This is a genomic window from Microcystis sp., assembly GCF_048564745.1.
Lineage (GTDB): Bacteria > Cyanobacteriota > Cyanobacteriia > Cyanobacteriales > Microcystaceae > Microcystis > Microcystis ichthyoblabe_A.
Window position 1 is genome coordinate 14,228 of sequence record NZ_JBLZRT010000085.1, and the last position, 15,197, is coordinate 29,424.

9 protein-coding genes are annotated in these 15,197 nt (G+C 40.1%); 7 read left to right on the forward strand and 2 right to left on the reverse strand.

All coding sequences use genetic code 11. From position 1 onward, the window contains the following. Positions 1-120 precede the first annotated feature (120 nt). The 5 genes from ACOCD9_RS10690 (at position 121) to ACOCD9_RS10710 (ending at position 8,346) form a co-directional block, all read left to right on the forward strand. The gene (locus ACOCD9_RS10690) at positions 121-3,243 is read left to right on the forward strand and encodes a DEAD/DEAH box helicase (protein ID WP_419547401.1); all 3,123 of its coding nucleotides are present in this window, start codon (positions 121-123) and stop codon (positions 3,241-3,243) included. Positions 3,244-3,256: 13 nt separating this feature from the next. After that, positions 3,257-4,096: an SWIM zinc finger family protein gene (locus ACOCD9_RS10695; RefSeq protein WP_419547403.1), complete on the forward strand. Its 840-nt coding sequence runs from the start codon at positions 3,257-3,259 to the stop codon at positions 4,094-4,096. Between the two features lie 219 nt (positions 4,097-4,315). Further along, complete coding sequence (locus ACOCD9_RS10700) at positions 4,316-5,590, forward strand: AAA family ATPase (RefSeq protein ID WP_419547404.1); 1,275 nt, start codon at positions 4,316-4,318, stop codon at positions 5,588-5,590. Then, positions 5,590-6,015 (forward strand): hypothetical protein, encoded by a 426-nt coding sequence (locus tag ACOCD9_RS10705; protein WP_287701757.1) that lies wholly within the window; start codon positions 5,590-5,592, stop codon positions 6,013-6,015. Before ACOCD9_RS10700 ends, ACOCD9_RS10705 begins: the two co-directional genes overlap by 1 nt. Before the next feature lie 306 nt (positions 6,016-6,321). Further along, positions 6,322-8,346, forward strand: coding sequence for a potassium channel family protein (locus ACOCD9_RS10710; RefSeq protein ID WP_419547406.1), 2,025 nt, complete (start codon positions 6,322-6,324; stop codon positions 8,344-8,346). A gap of 50 nt (positions 8,347-8,396) precedes the next feature. Here ACOCD9_RS10710 and ACOCD9_RS10715 read toward each other — a convergent pair whose 3' ends face one another. Next, a complete protein-coding gene (locus ACOCD9_RS10715) occupies positions 8,397-10,322 on the reverse strand; it encodes a hypothetical protein (RefSeq protein WP_419547408.1) in 1,926 nt (641 codons plus the stop codon). 247 nt (positions 10,323-10,569) lie between these two features. On the opposite strand from ACOCD9_RS10715, the gene groL reads away from it, so the two are divergent. Further along, a complete protein-coding gene (gene groL / locus ACOCD9_RS10720) occupies positions 10,570-12,216 on the forward strand; it encodes a chaperonin GroEL (RefSeq protein ID WP_419547409.1) in 1,647 nt (548 codons plus the stop codon). Positions 12,217-12,552: 336 nt separating this feature from the next. Then, positions 12,553-14,442, forward strand: a complete 1,890-nt coding sequence (locus ACOCD9_RS10725) for an ABC-F family ATP-binding cassette domain-containing protein (protein WP_419547410.1) — start codon at positions 12,553-12,555, stop codon at positions 14,440-14,442. A gap of 29 nt (positions 14,443-14,471) precedes the next feature. Here the strand turns inward: ACOCD9_RS10725 and ACOCD9_RS10730 are convergent, their stop codons facing one another. After that, positions 14,472-14,942 carry a hypothetical protein gene (locus ACOCD9_RS10730; RefSeq protein WP_287701765.1) on the reverse strand — a complete coding sequence of 157 codons (471 nt, stop codon included), beginning with the start codon at positions 14,940-14,942 and terminating at the stop codon, positions 14,472-14,474. Positions 14,943-15,197 lie beyond the last annotated feature (255 nt).

The window sequence follows — 15,197 nt, forward strand, 5'->3', positions numbered from 1 at the left end:
CTTTTGGGTTCCCAAAGGGATAAGAACAGGAAAGTGTGGAGAATCCTCCCATAATCGCTACAATTTTTCTAGAGGCTAAGTCTTGCTCTCATTCAAGTTCTTTTGTACTAATTAAAAACCATGAAAATTCTTCACGGTACTTGGATTCCTGAATTAACGGACGAATTTATTCAGAAGGGCAGCTTTTATCTTTGGGGAGAAACTAGCACCCCGAAAAAGAGTCGCACCACTGCTAATAATTATCATCCTTTTCAGTTAAGCAAAGAAGAATTAACTAGCTTTCTCACCGGAGAATTAGGAATAGTTCAATCGAATTATAATCCTCTTAGTCGGCAATTTGTCCCCCGCTACTTTCTTTTACCTAGTCACGAGAATCAACCTTTACCCTCCTTAGAATTACTGCGTTATCTAGAAAAAGAACCCCCAGAAAATAGCCAATGGCAATCTTGGCAAATTGATTGTTATCCCCTTAATCCTGTACTTAAACTGCTCAATGATCTGCACTTTATCTGTCTTTACAACTCCTCAGAGATTCAGTTAGGTGCAGATCTACTTTTTTGGTATCACTACAGTCAAGCTTTTAAAGAAATAATTCTCAAAGATAACTATATTCCTGCCTTTAAATATCGAGAATTAACCACAAATAACAAGAAAACCGCTAACTTTGCCATCTACCCTCTTTGGGAAATTATATCAGCAACCTACGAAACCAATCTCGATCGCTATCTCGAATATCTTCCCCGCATTTGTCTTGCTGGTGCTGAAAATCCCCATGCTTCACCACAATTATACGATCCCAAAACCCTACTCCGGCACTTCTCCGAATGTCTCCTCAATGAATTTGTCACTAATACGGCAATTCCTGCCAGTTTTGAGAAAAAAATTAGCGAGACAATTATAGGTGATTGCTTCTCTGTGACTAAGGCTGCTGGATTTCTGCAAACTGCCGCTGCCTTAGAAAAATATCAACAGTGGCAAACTTGGAGACAGCAATTACTAGGAGACCAAAATATATCTAGTTTTAGCCTTGGTTTTAAACTAACGGAAGCGCCAGAAAATAATATTGAACAGTGGCAAATTACCTTTATCCTCATCTCTAAACAAGACCCCTCCCTGCGATTAGAATTAGACGAATATTGGTATGCAGTCCCCGAAATTAGAACAAGCATACGAGCGCATTTTGGTCAAGATTTAGACAAAAATATTTTACTAAGTTTGGGTTATGCTGCCCGTATTTATCCCCCCATTTGGCAAGGATTAGAAACGGATAAACCGACGGGATTTTATCTCAACCTTGCAGAAGCTTTTACTTTCTTGAAAGAAACTGCTTGGATTTTAGAAGATGCGGGATATAAGGTAATTATTCCCGCTTGGTGGACTCCCCAAGGTCGTCAACGCGCTAAAGTTCGGCTAAAAACCACTTCTAAATCAGGCAAATCTACCCCCGTTAGTAAAGGGATTTTTAGCCTCGAAAACATCATTGAATATCAATATGAATTAGCCATCGGTGAAGAAACTATTAGTCAAGAGGAATGGCAACAATTAATTAACACCAAAACACCCTTAGTTAAATTTCGAGGCCAATGGGTAGAATTAGAACAAAATAAAATGCAGCAAATGCTGGATTTTTGGCAGAAATATCAGCAGGAAAATCCTGAGATGAATCTGATTGAATTAATGAAAAAAGCTGCCGAATCCCCAGAGGAGATTATTGTTAAAACCGATGAATTTTTGGGTTTTATGCTAGAGAAATTACAAAATCCTAGTCAACTAGAACCGATCGAAAATCCTCCCCAATTACAAGGAACGCTGCGGGAGTACCAAAAGCGCGGAGTTGCCTGGATTCAATACCTAGAACAATTGGGGTTAAATGGTTGTCTTGCTGACGATATGGGATTAGGAAAAACCCTACAGGTAATTGCTAGATTGATTGGGGAAAGAGAGGGAGATAATAATGTTTTACCAACTCTGCTAGTCGCACCCACTTCTGTGGTGGGAAATTGGGCAAAAGAAATTGAAAAATTTGCCCCCCATCTTCAGGTTTTAATTCACCATGGTAGTAAGCGCTATCAAAATGAGAACGAATTTCAGACAGTAGCTAGTCACAAGGATATCGTCATTACTTCTTTTACCTTAGTTCGCAAGGATTTGAAATTATTTAACTCGCAATCCTGGCAACGTTTAGTAATTGATGAAGCACAAAATATCAAAAATCCTAAAGCGGCACAAACTAAAGCAATCTTGAGTTTATCTGCACAACATCGTCTCGCATTAACGGGAACTCCAGTAGAAAATAGACTGCTTGATTTATGGTCAATTTTTAACTTCCTTAACCCTGGTTATTTAGGTAAAGAAACTCAATTTCGTAAAGCTTTTGAAGTGCCAATCCAAAAACAAAATGATCGTCTCCAGTCCACGGTTCTCAAAAAATTAGTGGAACCTTTTATTCTGCGTCGGGTAAAAACCGATAAGCAGATAATTAAAGATTTACCGGATAAAGTGGAACACAAACAGTATTGTAATTTAACTAAAGAACAAGCTTCTCTCTACGAAGTTGTCATCAAAGAAGTGGAAAAACAATTAGAAGAAGCGGAGGGAATAAAACGCAAAGGATTAATTTTATCTACCCTGATGCGCTTGAAACAAATTTGTAATCACCCGCGTCAATTTTTACAGGATAACAGTGCTTTTACTCCTGAGCGATCGCATAAGTTAGAGCGTTTGGGAGAAATGCTAGAAGAAGTAATTTTAGAGGGAGATAGTCTGCTAATTTTCACTCAATTTACTGAAATCGGTGACTCCTTACAAAAGTACCTCAAACAAACTTTTCGCTATAATACCTATTATCTTCACGGGGGGACTTCTCAACCAAAACGAGAACAAATGATCGAAGAATTTCAACATCCCGAAACAGAACCTTCCGTATTTATTTTATCCCTAAAAGCTGGGGGAGTGGGGATTACTTTAACCAAAGCAAATCATGTTTTTCATTTCGATCGTTGGTGGAATCCTGCGGTGGAAAATCAAGCAACTGATCGCGCTTTTAGAATTGGTCAACAAAAAAATGTTTTCGTGCATAAATTTGTCACTTTGGGAACCTTAGAGGAAAGAATTGATGAAATGATCGAGGAAAAGAAAAAGGTAGCTAATGCTATTGTTAGTAATGATGAATCCTGGTTAACGGAATTAGATAACGAAAGTTTTCGTCAGTTAATCGCATTGAATAAACAGACAATTATTTAATCGAGGTAAACCTATGAATAAATTTAGTAAAACTTGGTGGGGACAACGCTTCATAGAAGCATTAGAAGAATTTACCGACTCAGCGCGCTTGAGTCGAGGACGTTCCTACGCTAAAAATGATAAAGTCAAGAATTATACAATTGACGGTAATTTAATTACTGCTCAGGTGCGAGGTTCCATTAATCCCTACTTTGGAGTTTACAAAGAACCTTTGTATAAGGTGAGTATCGAGATTAAACCAATTACTAAAGCAGAGTGGTCACAAGCTTTATATAATCTTGGTTCAAGAGCGAGTATGATCTCTAAACTGCTGCTCAAAGAAGTTCCCGATAATATTGATGAAGCATTTAGCGATCTGAATCTGCACTTATTACCCCACAGTCAAAAGGATTTTATCACCAATTGTTCCTGTCCCGATTGGGAAAATCCCTGTAAACATATTGCTGGAGTTTATTACCTCGTTGCTTCCCAATTAGATCAGGATCCTTTCCTCTTATTTGAATTACGGGGTATCTCTCGTCAAAAATTACTGCAAGAGTTAGCAAAAACTCCCCTCGGTAAGCTGCTTTCCTCCTCCATCCAAGAGGAAAAAATTCCTCTTAACCCTGTCACTTCCTATCACACTAAACCCGAAACTATACCAGCAGTAGAAACAATTGATCTCAAAGAATTTTGGCACTCTCATCACCGTTTACCCGAAAATCCTCAGTTAGTTAAATCCGCAACTATTCCCGCAATTGTCATTAAAAAAGCTGGTGATTATCCGGCATTTTGGGATAAGGATACTTCCTTTATCGAGGTAATGGAAGAAATGTATGAACGGGTACGCAATAAAAATGCAGGGATACTTTAAAAAAATATAAGTTTTCCTTTTGGGGAGTCAGGAGTCGATGCCAAATTAGGTTACACTTTATCTTGATGAGAAACGCTGTAGCTAAATTGCTGACTTTTTGACTTAGGTATCTATCCATAGGAGGGTAGATTAGAATAAACAGGTCAACAACTGACAGTAATTGAAAATCTACCCCTAACCTGCTAGTATTGTTATGAGACTGGGGATAAGAGAGATACAATGGAATCCTTAACTATTGAAAATTTTCTGATTATTAAGTATGCGGAAATAGAGATAAAAAAAATTAATGTTATCATCGGTGAACAGTCCACTGGTAAAAGTATTATTGCTAAATTAGTTTTTTTATTTCAGAGATTTTTGTTTTATCAAGTTAAATTATTAGTCACTAATCTTCAAGATCAGCAAGGACTCAAAAGGCACCTACAGAAGCGATTTGAGGAATTATTTCCTAAATACGCATGGAAAGAGCAAGTATTTAAAATAGTTTATCGTTTGGATGACATGAACTTTTTGATTGAAAGATATAAGGACAAATCTGGCTATTTTAAACTACAATTTACCTATTCAGATAATTTTAAAAAGTTTTACAATACAACAATTAGACAAGTGAGTAAAATTGCCAAAAGCAATAACAATATAGTCACTCAAGATATTTATTCAGATATGAATGATTGTGTGGTCAAAAATATTGCTGATTTTTTTCAAGGCAATGAAAAAATTTTTTCTACAAAGATTTTATTTGTACCAGCTAGTCGCACTCTGTTTGTTAAATACTTTACCAATAATATTTTTGCCTTTTTGGCCAATAATTTTGATCTTGATCCTCTGATTATCAACTTTGGCTCTAATTATGAAAATGCTCAACGCCTATACAGAATAATTAATGAATCAGAAAGTTTATTCCAAGATAAAAAAGATGATAAAAAACTTTATAATCAAATTAAATTAATTAGCGAAAAGATTCTATCAGGCAGCTATGCGCGCGTGAAAGATCAAGATTGGCTTTATCATGCCGATGGGAGAAAGATTAACTTAATTGATGCTTCAAGCGGACAGCAAGAAGCTTTACCAATGTTATTAATTCTCTTAGTTTTCTCGTTTTTTCCTGATTCCGAATCCAACCAATTTTTTATTGAGGAACCTGAAACCCATCTTTTTCCCTCCGCTCAAAGAGATATGGTAGAACTATTTACCTTACTTTATGCTAATAAAAATTGTCGTTTTTTTCTCACTACCCATAGTCCCTACATTCTCACAGCTTTGAATAATAAAATCATGGCGGCTAACGTTGAGCCTGTCAAAGCGGAAAAATCTTTAGGTTATAAAAATACTATTCAATTTCAAGATGTGTCAGCCTACACAATTAGCAATGGACAAACTCAAAGTATCTTAGATACAGAGGTGAACTTGATTGGTATCAATAACCTCGATGCTGTCTCCGATGAACTTAGTCAAGAGTTTGAAGAAATCTTAGAAAGAAAGGCTCAACAATAATGAATATTAGTCACTGTTCTGAATGCAATAATAATAAAATAGTCAAAGTTAAGGAAAATGGGAAAGAATTCATCGTCAATAATAATAGTCAGAAATTAATTACTAAGATAAAAATAGATAATTGTTTAATCATCGAGGGAAAAAGATGCGACTGGCTTTTAGAAATTGATAGTCCCTGTAGCTTGGCTCTTTATATTGAACTCAAGGGTAAAAATATTGAACAAGCTTATGATCAATTATTGTCAACTCTAAATCATTCTTACTTACAAGAAAGACATAAAAAATCTAAAAAAGAATGCTATATTGTCGCTTCTAGAGTACCAAAAGCTGGAACCAATGTTCAGGTTTATCAAGCGAGATTAAAGCAAGCTCATCCCGAAGTTAGTTTAAAAGTCAGGTCGATGAAAGCTGAAATCACTATTTAGGTTTTTCCCTCAGAAAAAAGCTGAACTAATTATTCCTGTCCCGATTGACAAAATCCCTGTAAATATATTGCTGGAGTTTATTACTTCGTTGCTTCCCAATTAAATATGGAAGAAATGTATCAACGAGTACGCAATAAAAATGCTGGTATGTTATAATTAGGTGGGTGTTAAAAATTGTCAGACACCCTTCTTATTAAGAAAAAATTAAGGCTAGATTAAGGGGAGATCAGCACCCGCCTTATCAAGGGGAGCAGGGGGGATCAGAAGTTTGAAAAAGCATTCTATTTTTTAAGACAAGCAGAATCTATGAACCAAGAATCTCTCAGCTTTGTCCATGGGAATGTCAAGTCAGCCGATCGCTTTTTAGTGTGTGGATTGGGTAGTCTCGGACAACACTGCGTCAAGTCTTTAAAAGAGTTTGGGGTTAGCGTTGTCGGTATCGAACTAATACAGCCTCCCAGTTGGGAAATTAATGATTTTCCCGATTTATTAGAGGAAATAATTATCGGTGATTGTCGTCAAAAAAACATTTTAGCAAGAGCGGGAATCGATCGCTGTCGGGCTGCTTTAATTGTCACCAGTGATGAGCGAATTAATGCCACCACCGCCCTAATTATTCGGCAATTAAATCCTCTTACCCGCTTAGTGGTGCGTTCTTCTAAAGATAATCTCAATCAGCTACTTAAGGAACGTTTAGGCAATTTTATCGCCTATGAACCCACCCAACTACCCGCCAATGCCTTTGCTTTAGCCACATTAGGCACGGAAACCCTCGGTTTTTTGCATCTCGACGGTCAGAAATTGCGGATTATCCAGAGACAAATTAGCCCCGAAGATGGTTTACTCGATCGCTTTTTAGGTGATTTAAATACCCCCACCCGTCGTCTGTTAGCACACACAGCCCCCGATGAACCTTTAAGGGCCGGATTTTATCAATGGTCCCCCACCACCACTATCGGGGCAGGTGATACCATTACCACCATCGAAACTACCTATCAAAACATCGATGCTGTCCGCCAGAAACCGTCAAATTCTCCCCAGAAGTTGCGGGATTTTTGGCAGAAATTGCTCAAAGAAATCCAACAATTCTGGCAATTGAGTTTTCAGCAGCAAATTCACCAGGTGGCTTTCCTGTCAGTATTTATCATTATCCTGCTGGTAATGATCGGGACTTTTCTTTTCCATCTCTACGCTCCGAGAGCTTCCTTTATTTCCTCTCTTTCAGGAACAGCGATCCTTTTATTAGGTGGTTACGGCGATGTTTTCGGTGGCTCTAACCCCGAAGATTTAAATGCAGTTCCCTGGTGGATGCAGCTATTTAGTCTCTTTTTAACCTTAGCTGGAACCGCTTTTATCGGGGTTCTCTATGCCATTTTGACAGAAACTTTATTATCATCAAGATTTCAATTTATCCCCAACCGTCCCCCAGTTCCCCAACAGAATCATATCGTTATTGTGGGCTTAGGTCGAGTCGGCAAAGAAGTGGCTAATTTATTACTAGAAATGCAACAGGCGATCGTCGGGGTCAGCTTAAATAGGGATTTTGATGCGACTATCCTGCCAAAAATGCCCCTGATGACGGGAAATATCGAAGAATCTTTAAAAAATGTCAATTTAGATAGGGCTAAAAGTATAGCGATTGTTACCGATGACGAAATCCTCAATTTAGAAGTGGCCCTAACCACCCGCAAACTCAACCCCCAAAGCTACTTAGTCATCCGCACCACCGACGACAACCTTAGTCAACAATTAAGTCAAATTCTGCCCCAATCTCACATTTTAGGAACCAACACCGTAGCGGCAGAAGCCTTTACGGGAGCGGCTTTCGGAGAAAATATCATCTATCTGTTCCGTTGGGCGCAAAAAACGATTCTGGTGACAGAATACGAGATCGAAGCCGGGGATACTCTCAATGGTAGCTCGATCGGGGATATTGCCTACGGTTATCGAGTCGTGCCGATCCTACACCAACGAGAACGGCAAGCCCCGAAATTAATGCCCGAAGATTATCTCAATTTACGCATCGGCGATCGCATTGTGGTGCTGGCCACCATCAACGGACTGCGACGGGTGGAACAGGGTCGTCGCACTCCCAAAACTTGGCGCGTGCGGGTGGAAAAAGCCTTTAACCGCAATATTGCCGCAGAAGCACCCACCGTGATCAGTCGTTTTTCTAATTGTCCCCTGAAAACCGCCAGCGATCTCATGGAAAATTTGCCAGCGACTCTCGGCTCCCCCCTCTACGAACAGCAGGCGATTCGATTAGTTTCCGAGTTAAAAAAAATTCAAGTTCAAGCCTTGGCCATTCCCATTAACCCGAAATCGGGGTAAATGGGAGTTATACTTTTTTTGTCAAACTAGAAGGCTCTCTCGGTCTTTTTTTATGCAGTTAAAGTGATCGTAGCCTTGGCAGTTTGTCCGGAATCAGAAGTGGCAGTAATAGTAATTGTATCCCCAGGATTTCCTTGTGCAGGTGCAGTGTAGGTAAATTTGGCATCAGTGGTATTTTTATCAATTTTACCGCTGTCTGGCGGTGAGATTGTGATGGTGTAGTTACCAACGGGATTAATGCTAAATTCCTGGATTTTATTTAATGCTAAATTTTGGCTAGGCGGAGCGATCAAAATCGCTGGAGGTAGTCCCTGTCCAGTAGAACTAGCCTCTACAATTACTTTTTTCTCTACTTGACTAATTAAATCGGGAATAAGACGTTCGCTAAATCCAGCCACAAAAGCCATTGCCAAAAGTCCATATAAATAGGTGTCATTCCCCTTATCTTCAGTGCTACGCCGAATATCTATGGGAAAAATGTTAGAGTTAATAATTAGCAGAATAAAGAAAGCGAAACTTCCCCCTAAAATGGGTTTGGTTAAACCAATTAACAATGGCAAGAGGTCATCGTCATATTTTTGATTTTTGGGATTATCAAAATCTTGCAAACGAGTTAGAAGACTAACTCCTCCCCCTAAAGTGCCTGTTATCCACATCAAACGTATAATTGTTATTACTCCGTCCTCGGTATTTGAGCTATTTTTTCCCTGAGTATTTTGGTTACCTTCTCCCTGAGTATTTTGGTTACCTTCTCCCTGAGTATTTTGGCTACTTTCTCCCTGAGCATTTTGGTTACCTTCTCCCTGAGTATTTTGGCTACTTTCTCCCTGAGCATTTTGGTTACCTTCTCCTGGAGTATTTTGGTTACCTTCTCCCTGAGTATTTTGGTTACTAGATTTTATGATTGGAGGTAAGGAGAGTAACTCTTTCACCGGAGAGAAGTTCATAATAAACCAATTTACAGGTAAAGCGAACACTAATCCAATTAAAACTTTTGTAGGTATTTTGCAAGAATGGAAAAGATTATCTCTGAAGTTTGCTAAACCACTAAACCAAGAACCTTTTTGGATTTCTCTTAATCCCGTTGTTGCAGCATAGCGTAATTTTTGTGCCAAAATAATATTAGGTTGACCTGTTAAAGATTTAATCGCCATTTCCCCGGCATCTACCACCGACTTTACTTGCATGATATCACAAGGTTTGGAAATGTTCTTGAGTTCCACCTGTGCCATCCCTAGTATTTTAATTAATTTGGCTAATTCTCCCTGTACTTCCCGGTCTAATTCTTGAGTGAATCCCGCTACTTGTTCTTGGGTTTTTCCCAGTAAAATATCAATTCTTTTATTTAGTTTGATCACCTCATCTCTAGCTTTAATTTCATTGATTAAATCGTCTAAAGTTTGAAATAAAACACTTGCTTCTTGTAGTTGTGCAAAATTATCTTTAAATTCCTTGACTAACTTTTCAAAGGGTTCATCTACTTCAGGAATTGAACTATATTTGCCTAAGTTATCCTTCAGTTCAGCAATCAAAGACTCATTTTTCTTTTGTAATTCCACAGTGGCGGAAAATTTAACCAAAGTATCTTTAACTTTTGTTTGCCAAGCAGTTAGCTTTTCCTTGAGTTTTGGCAAGTTTGCATCGTTAGCATTAGCATCGAATAGAGTCGTAATTGTTGCAACTAAACTATCAGTTTCTTGGCTGAAAGTATCAAGAGGAGTTTCTGAACTTTTGCCAGTAGATAAAAGGTTGATTGTCTCCACAAGCTGCTCTGTATGAGCTATTATTTGTTTTTCTAATTCTTCTCTGCTAGGTAAAGGGTCTGAAAAAGTTAATCCACCTAGTTTTTGAATAAGTTCATCTTTTAAATTCTTCGTTTCTTGAATGATATCTGTGGCTTCTTTTTGGTGAGCTAATTTAACTTTCAGAATAAATTCATTAATTTTTTGTTCGATAGCAGGATTAAGATTAATCATGATTGTCTTCTCCTAAAAAAAGGCGAAAATGGGCTAAAATTCGATTATCTCCCCGATGCTACAATAGTTATCATTGATTTTCTGCAATTATTCATAAATCTTGATAAATTTTTATTTTTTTAACTCAATTCAGTCTGCCGTGGGGAGATAACACCCTGATCTCCTCAATGACCGCACACCTGGATTAGCACTCAAGCCCTAAGAGTGCTAAATTAACTATAAGGAGTCCTATCACAACAGCGATACCATGTCCAAAATCATTGCCTTTAAAGATGAATCCCGTCGCGCCCTAGAAAGAGGTGTCAACGCCTTGGCCGATGCGGTAAAAATCACCCTCGGTCCGAAAGGACGCAATGTCTTGTTAGAAAAGAAATACGGCGCCCCCCAGATCGTTAATGACGGCATCACCGTGGCCAAAGAAATCGAATTGTCCGATCCCCTCGAAAACACCGGGGCGAGATTAATTCAGGAAGTAGCGGCAAAAACCAAAGATTTAGCGGGAGATGGCACCACTACCGCCACCATCATCGCCCAGGCTTTAATTAAAGAAGGTCTGAAAAACGTTACCGCCGGGGCCAATCCCGTCGCTTTAAGACGCGGACTAGACAAAACCATCGCTTATCTGGTGGAAGAAATCGCCGCCGTCGCTAAACCGATCGCTGGAGATGCGATCGCTCAAGTGGCCACCGTTTCTTCCGGCAACGATGAAGAAGTGGGACAAATGATCGCCACCGCCATGGAAAAAGTCACCACCGATGGCGTAATCACCGTGGAAGAATCGAAATCCCTAACCACGGAATTAGAAGTAGTGGAAGGGATGCAGATCGATCGCGGTTATATCTCTCCCTATTTCATCACCGATCAAGAGAGACAGATCGTCGAGTACGACAACCCCCTGATCCTGATTACCGATAAAAAAATCAGTGCGATCGCTGAATTAGTCCCCGTCCTCGAAGCCGTTGCTCGTCAAGGTCGTCCCCTATTAATTATCGCCGAAGATGTGGACGGCGAAGCCTTAGCCACTCTAGTGGTCAACAAGGCCCGGGGAGTCTTAAATGTCGTCGCTATCAAAGCCCCCAGTTTTGGGGAACGTCGCAAGGCGGTTTTACAAGATATCGCCATCCTCACCGGCGGTCGTCTGATTTCCGAAGAAGTGGGCTTAAGTCTTGACACGGTTAGCCTCGATCTGCTAGGGCAAGCGGCAAAAATTACCCTAGAAAAAGACAATACAATTATTGTCGCCTCCGGGGACAGCCGCAATAAGGCCGATGTGCAGAAACGTCTCGCCCAACTGAAAAAACAGTTAGAAGAAACCGATTCTGAATTCGATAAGGAAAAATTACAGGAACGCATCGCTAAATTAGCCGGCGGTGTGGCCGTGATTAAAGTCGGGGCAGCCACAGAAACCGAACTCAAGGATCGCAAACTCCGCATCGAAGATGCCCTCAATGCCACCAAAGCCGCCGTGGAAGAAGGTATCGTCCCGGGCGGTGGTACAACCTTGATTCATCTGGCTTCTAAGGTGAAGGCTTTCAAAGCTTCTCTCACTAACGATGAGGAAAAAGTCGCCGCCGATATCGTCGCTAAAGCCCTAGAAGCCCCCCTGCGTCAGTTAGCTAATAACGCCGGTGTGGAAGGGGATGTGATCGTGGAAGGTGTGCGCGAAACCGCTTTTAGCGTCGGTTACAATGTCCTCACCGGCAAGTACGAAGACTTAATCGCCGCCGGAATTATCGATCCGGCTAAAGTGGTGCGGTCAGCCGTTCAAAACGCCGCTTCTATCGCCGGTATGGTCCTAACGACCGAAGCCCTCGTGGTCGAAAAACCCGTTAAAGAAGCCGCAGCCCCTGATATGGGCGGCATGGGCGGCATGGGCGGCATGGGCATGATGTAATTCCTGATGCCGTCTGGCCCTTGAAAATAATCTCATTCCATTGAGCCAATCTGTCCCTTTTCTGGTTATCGTCGGCATTAGGGACAGGTTTTTTTTCCTCGGGAAAAACTTTTTCAGCAGGGCGTTGCTGAATCAAGGTATGAATGCCAACTGTTCAGGTTCCCGTGCAAAAGTTAGTTTGGGTCTAGGTTTTAAGAAATTCTACCAAAGAAGATTCATACCTCAAATCAGGAACGCCGGAATTTCTAACAACAATGTAGAAAGAATCCCCCGTCACAGCCTAGCTTGACGGTGGGAGTATGTCAAACTAGAAAAGAAGGATTATTCCCAGAAATCATGACACTGCTGACGGTTCGATCGCTCAAAAAAGACTTCGGTATCAAGGAAATTCTCAAAGATGCCAGTTTTAGCCTCGATGATCGCGATAAAGTCGGCCTGATCGGTACGAATGGATCGGGAAAATCGACCCTATTGAAAATGATCGCCGGGTTAGAAGCGATCGATGGTGGCGAAATTCAAATCAATTCCGGGATGAAAATCGTCTATTTACCCCAGCAACCGGAGCTAGACGACGATAAAACGGTTTTAGAGCAGGTTTTCGCAGATAGTGGCGAGAGCATGACTTTAATTAAGGAATACGAGGAATTGTCCGATCGCCTTGTCCATGAGCCAGAAAATCTGGATACTATTATGGAACGTTTGTCAAGGGTTTCGCAACAAATTGATAAACTTGCCGCCTGGGATTTAGAAACCAATGCTAAAGTTATTTTAAGTAAACTGGGTATCGATAATTTTAATGCTCGCGTGGGAGATTTATCGGGGGGATATCGCAAAAGAATCGCCATCGCTACCGCACTTTTAGCCGATCCTGACTGTTTATTGATGGATGAACCCACAAACCATTTAGACGCGCTTTCCGTGGAGTGGTTACAGAGTTATTTGTCCCGTTTTCGGGGAGGATTATTATTAATTACTCACGATCGCTATTTTCTCGATCGAGTGACTAATCGCATCATTGAAATCGATCGGGGAGATTTATCTACTTATTCCGGTAATTATGCCTATTATCTAGAAAAAAAAGCTTTAGCGGAAGAATCGATCGCCAGTAGTCAACGCAAACACGCGGGAGTTTTGCGACGGGAATTAGAATGGTTATCCCGGGGGCCAAAAGCGCGCAGTACCAAACAAAAAGCGCGGATCGATCGCATTCAGGCAATGGGTAATAAGGAATTTAAACAGGTGGAGGGAAAAGTCGATATTGCCACCGCAGGAAGACGCATCGGCAAAAAAGTTATCGAAGTAGAAAAAATCTCGAAAGCTTACGGAGATCATACTTTAATTAAAGATTTTACCTATATTTTTACCCCCGAAGATCGCATCGGTATTATTGGCAGTAACGGGGTAGGAAAATCTACTCTCATGGATATTATTACCGGGAAAATTCTCCCCGATTCAGGCACAGTTGACATCGGTTCCACTATTCATATTGGTTACTTCGATCAACAATCCGATGATCTCAATATTAACGAAAATCAAAGAGTAATCGAATATCTGAAAAGTGTGGCCGAATTAGTCAAAACCCTAGACGGCAGCGTGATTACCGCTTCCCAGATGTTAGAAAAATTTCTCTTTCCTCCCGATCAACAGTATGCACCAATTTATAAACTTTCTGGGGGAGAAAGACGACGCTTATTTTTACTACGAGTTTTGATGAGTGCGCCTAATGTTTTAATCTTAGATGAACCCACCAATGATCTCGATGTGCAGACTTTAGCAATTTTAGAAGAATATTTAGAGGACTTTAACGGTTGTGTGATCGTTGTTTCCCATGATCGCTATTTTCTCGATCGAGTAGTTGATACTATTTTTTCCTTTGAAACCGGGGGTAATATCCGTCAATATCCGGGTAATTATTCCCTTTATCTCGATCAGAAAAAAGAGGAGGAGGAACCCAAAGAAAAAAAAGTCACCCCAAAAACTGTTAAAGCTTCTCCGTCACCCGTCAATAAGAAAATCTCTTTTAAAGAGAAAAAAGAATACGAAGACATCGAAAAACAAATACCAATTTTAGAATCAAAAAAAGCTGAAATTGAACAGGTACTTTATGGAGAACCCCTAGAAGATTTTACCAAAATAACCGCTCTGACCGAAGAATTAGCTCAATTGAGTCAAAAAATTGATAATTTAACCGATCGCTGGTTAGAATTAGCGGAAAAATTAGGCTAGGATAATCCCTATTTTCCCGATCAATTTAGTCAAAACTGAGTAATAATTTCCGGTGAATCATCCTCATCCATGACCAGATCTACCGACTCCACCCGCAAGAGTGCCAAATTATCGTTAACCACCCCTTGAAGATAGATTTCCCCCATCCCTTCACCCCCAAGATCGATCGAGCCAAAAACTTGACCGGTTTTGGTATTAAAATTAAACTGAAAATAATTAGCCGAGGAAATTCCCTCGCTGACATTATCGTATTTAGCGATCTCTTGACCACTGTTATCATAAAAAGATACCTGAAAATCTTCTAAAACTTGCATCTTTCCCGAACCTTTTTCTGAAAAGATAGTCGGGGCCGTTTTTTCATCATAACTAAAAGAACCTTTAGCTGTATAACCCTGATTTCCCAACCATTGAAAATCGATCGTCACTGCTAAAACCCCTTGGCTATTCATGTTAGCAACTAAAAGCAAAGCTAATAGTAAAGTCAATATCCTCTTTTTCATTAGTCGGTTATTTGGCTCTCTTATTCTTTGTGTGATAAGTTTAACTTATATAGTAGCGATCGGTCTTTGTGTCCTTTGTGTCTGGAGTGGTTCGTTCCACTCACTTGCTCGTAAGACTGTATCTTAGAATACATTTTACCCACCAAACCTAAGAGAGCCATTATTTCAGTTATCAGTGATCAATGACTACAACCAGTCTTCGGGGTAATTTCTATGAGGTACTCTGTCTATCCCTATAAACCTTAAGAAAACTTC

Bases quoted from the DNA above. Each gene is read 5' to 3' on its own strand.
- groL (WP_419547409.1), top strand. From the start codon at position 10,570: ATGTCCAAAATCATTGCCTTTAAAGATGAATCCCGTCGCGCCCTAGAA.
- ACOCD9_RS10705 (WP_287701757.1), top strand. From the start codon at position 5,590: ATGAATATTAGTCACTGTTCTGAATGCAATAATAATAAAATAGTCAAA.
- ACOCD9_RS10700 (WP_419547404.1), top strand. From the start codon at position 4,316: ATGGAATCCTTAACTATTGAAAATTTTCTGATTATTAAGTATGCGGAA.
- ACOCD9_RS10730 (WP_287701765.1), bottom strand. From the start codon at position 14,942: ATGAAAAAGAGGATATTGACTTTACTATTAGCTTTGCTTTTAGTTGCT.
- ACOCD9_RS10725 (WP_419547410.1), top strand. From the start codon at position 12,553: ATGACACTGCTGACGGTTCGATCGCTCAAAAAAGACTTCGGTATCAAG.
- ACOCD9_RS10715 (WP_419547408.1), bottom strand. From the start codon at position 10,322: ATGATTAATCTTAATCCTGCTATCGAACAAAAAATTAATGAATTTATT.
- ACOCD9_RS10690 (WP_419547401.1), top strand. From the start codon at position 121: ATGAAAATTCTTCACGGTACTTGGATTCCTGAATTAACGGACGAATTT.
- ACOCD9_RS10695 (WP_419547403.1), top strand. From the start codon at position 3,257: ATGAATAAATTTAGTAAAACTTGGTGGGGACAACGCTTCATAGAAGCA.
- ACOCD9_RS10710 (WP_419547406.1), top strand. From the start codon at position 6,322: ATGAACCAAGAATCTCTCAGCTTTGTCCATGGGAATGTCAAGTCAGCC.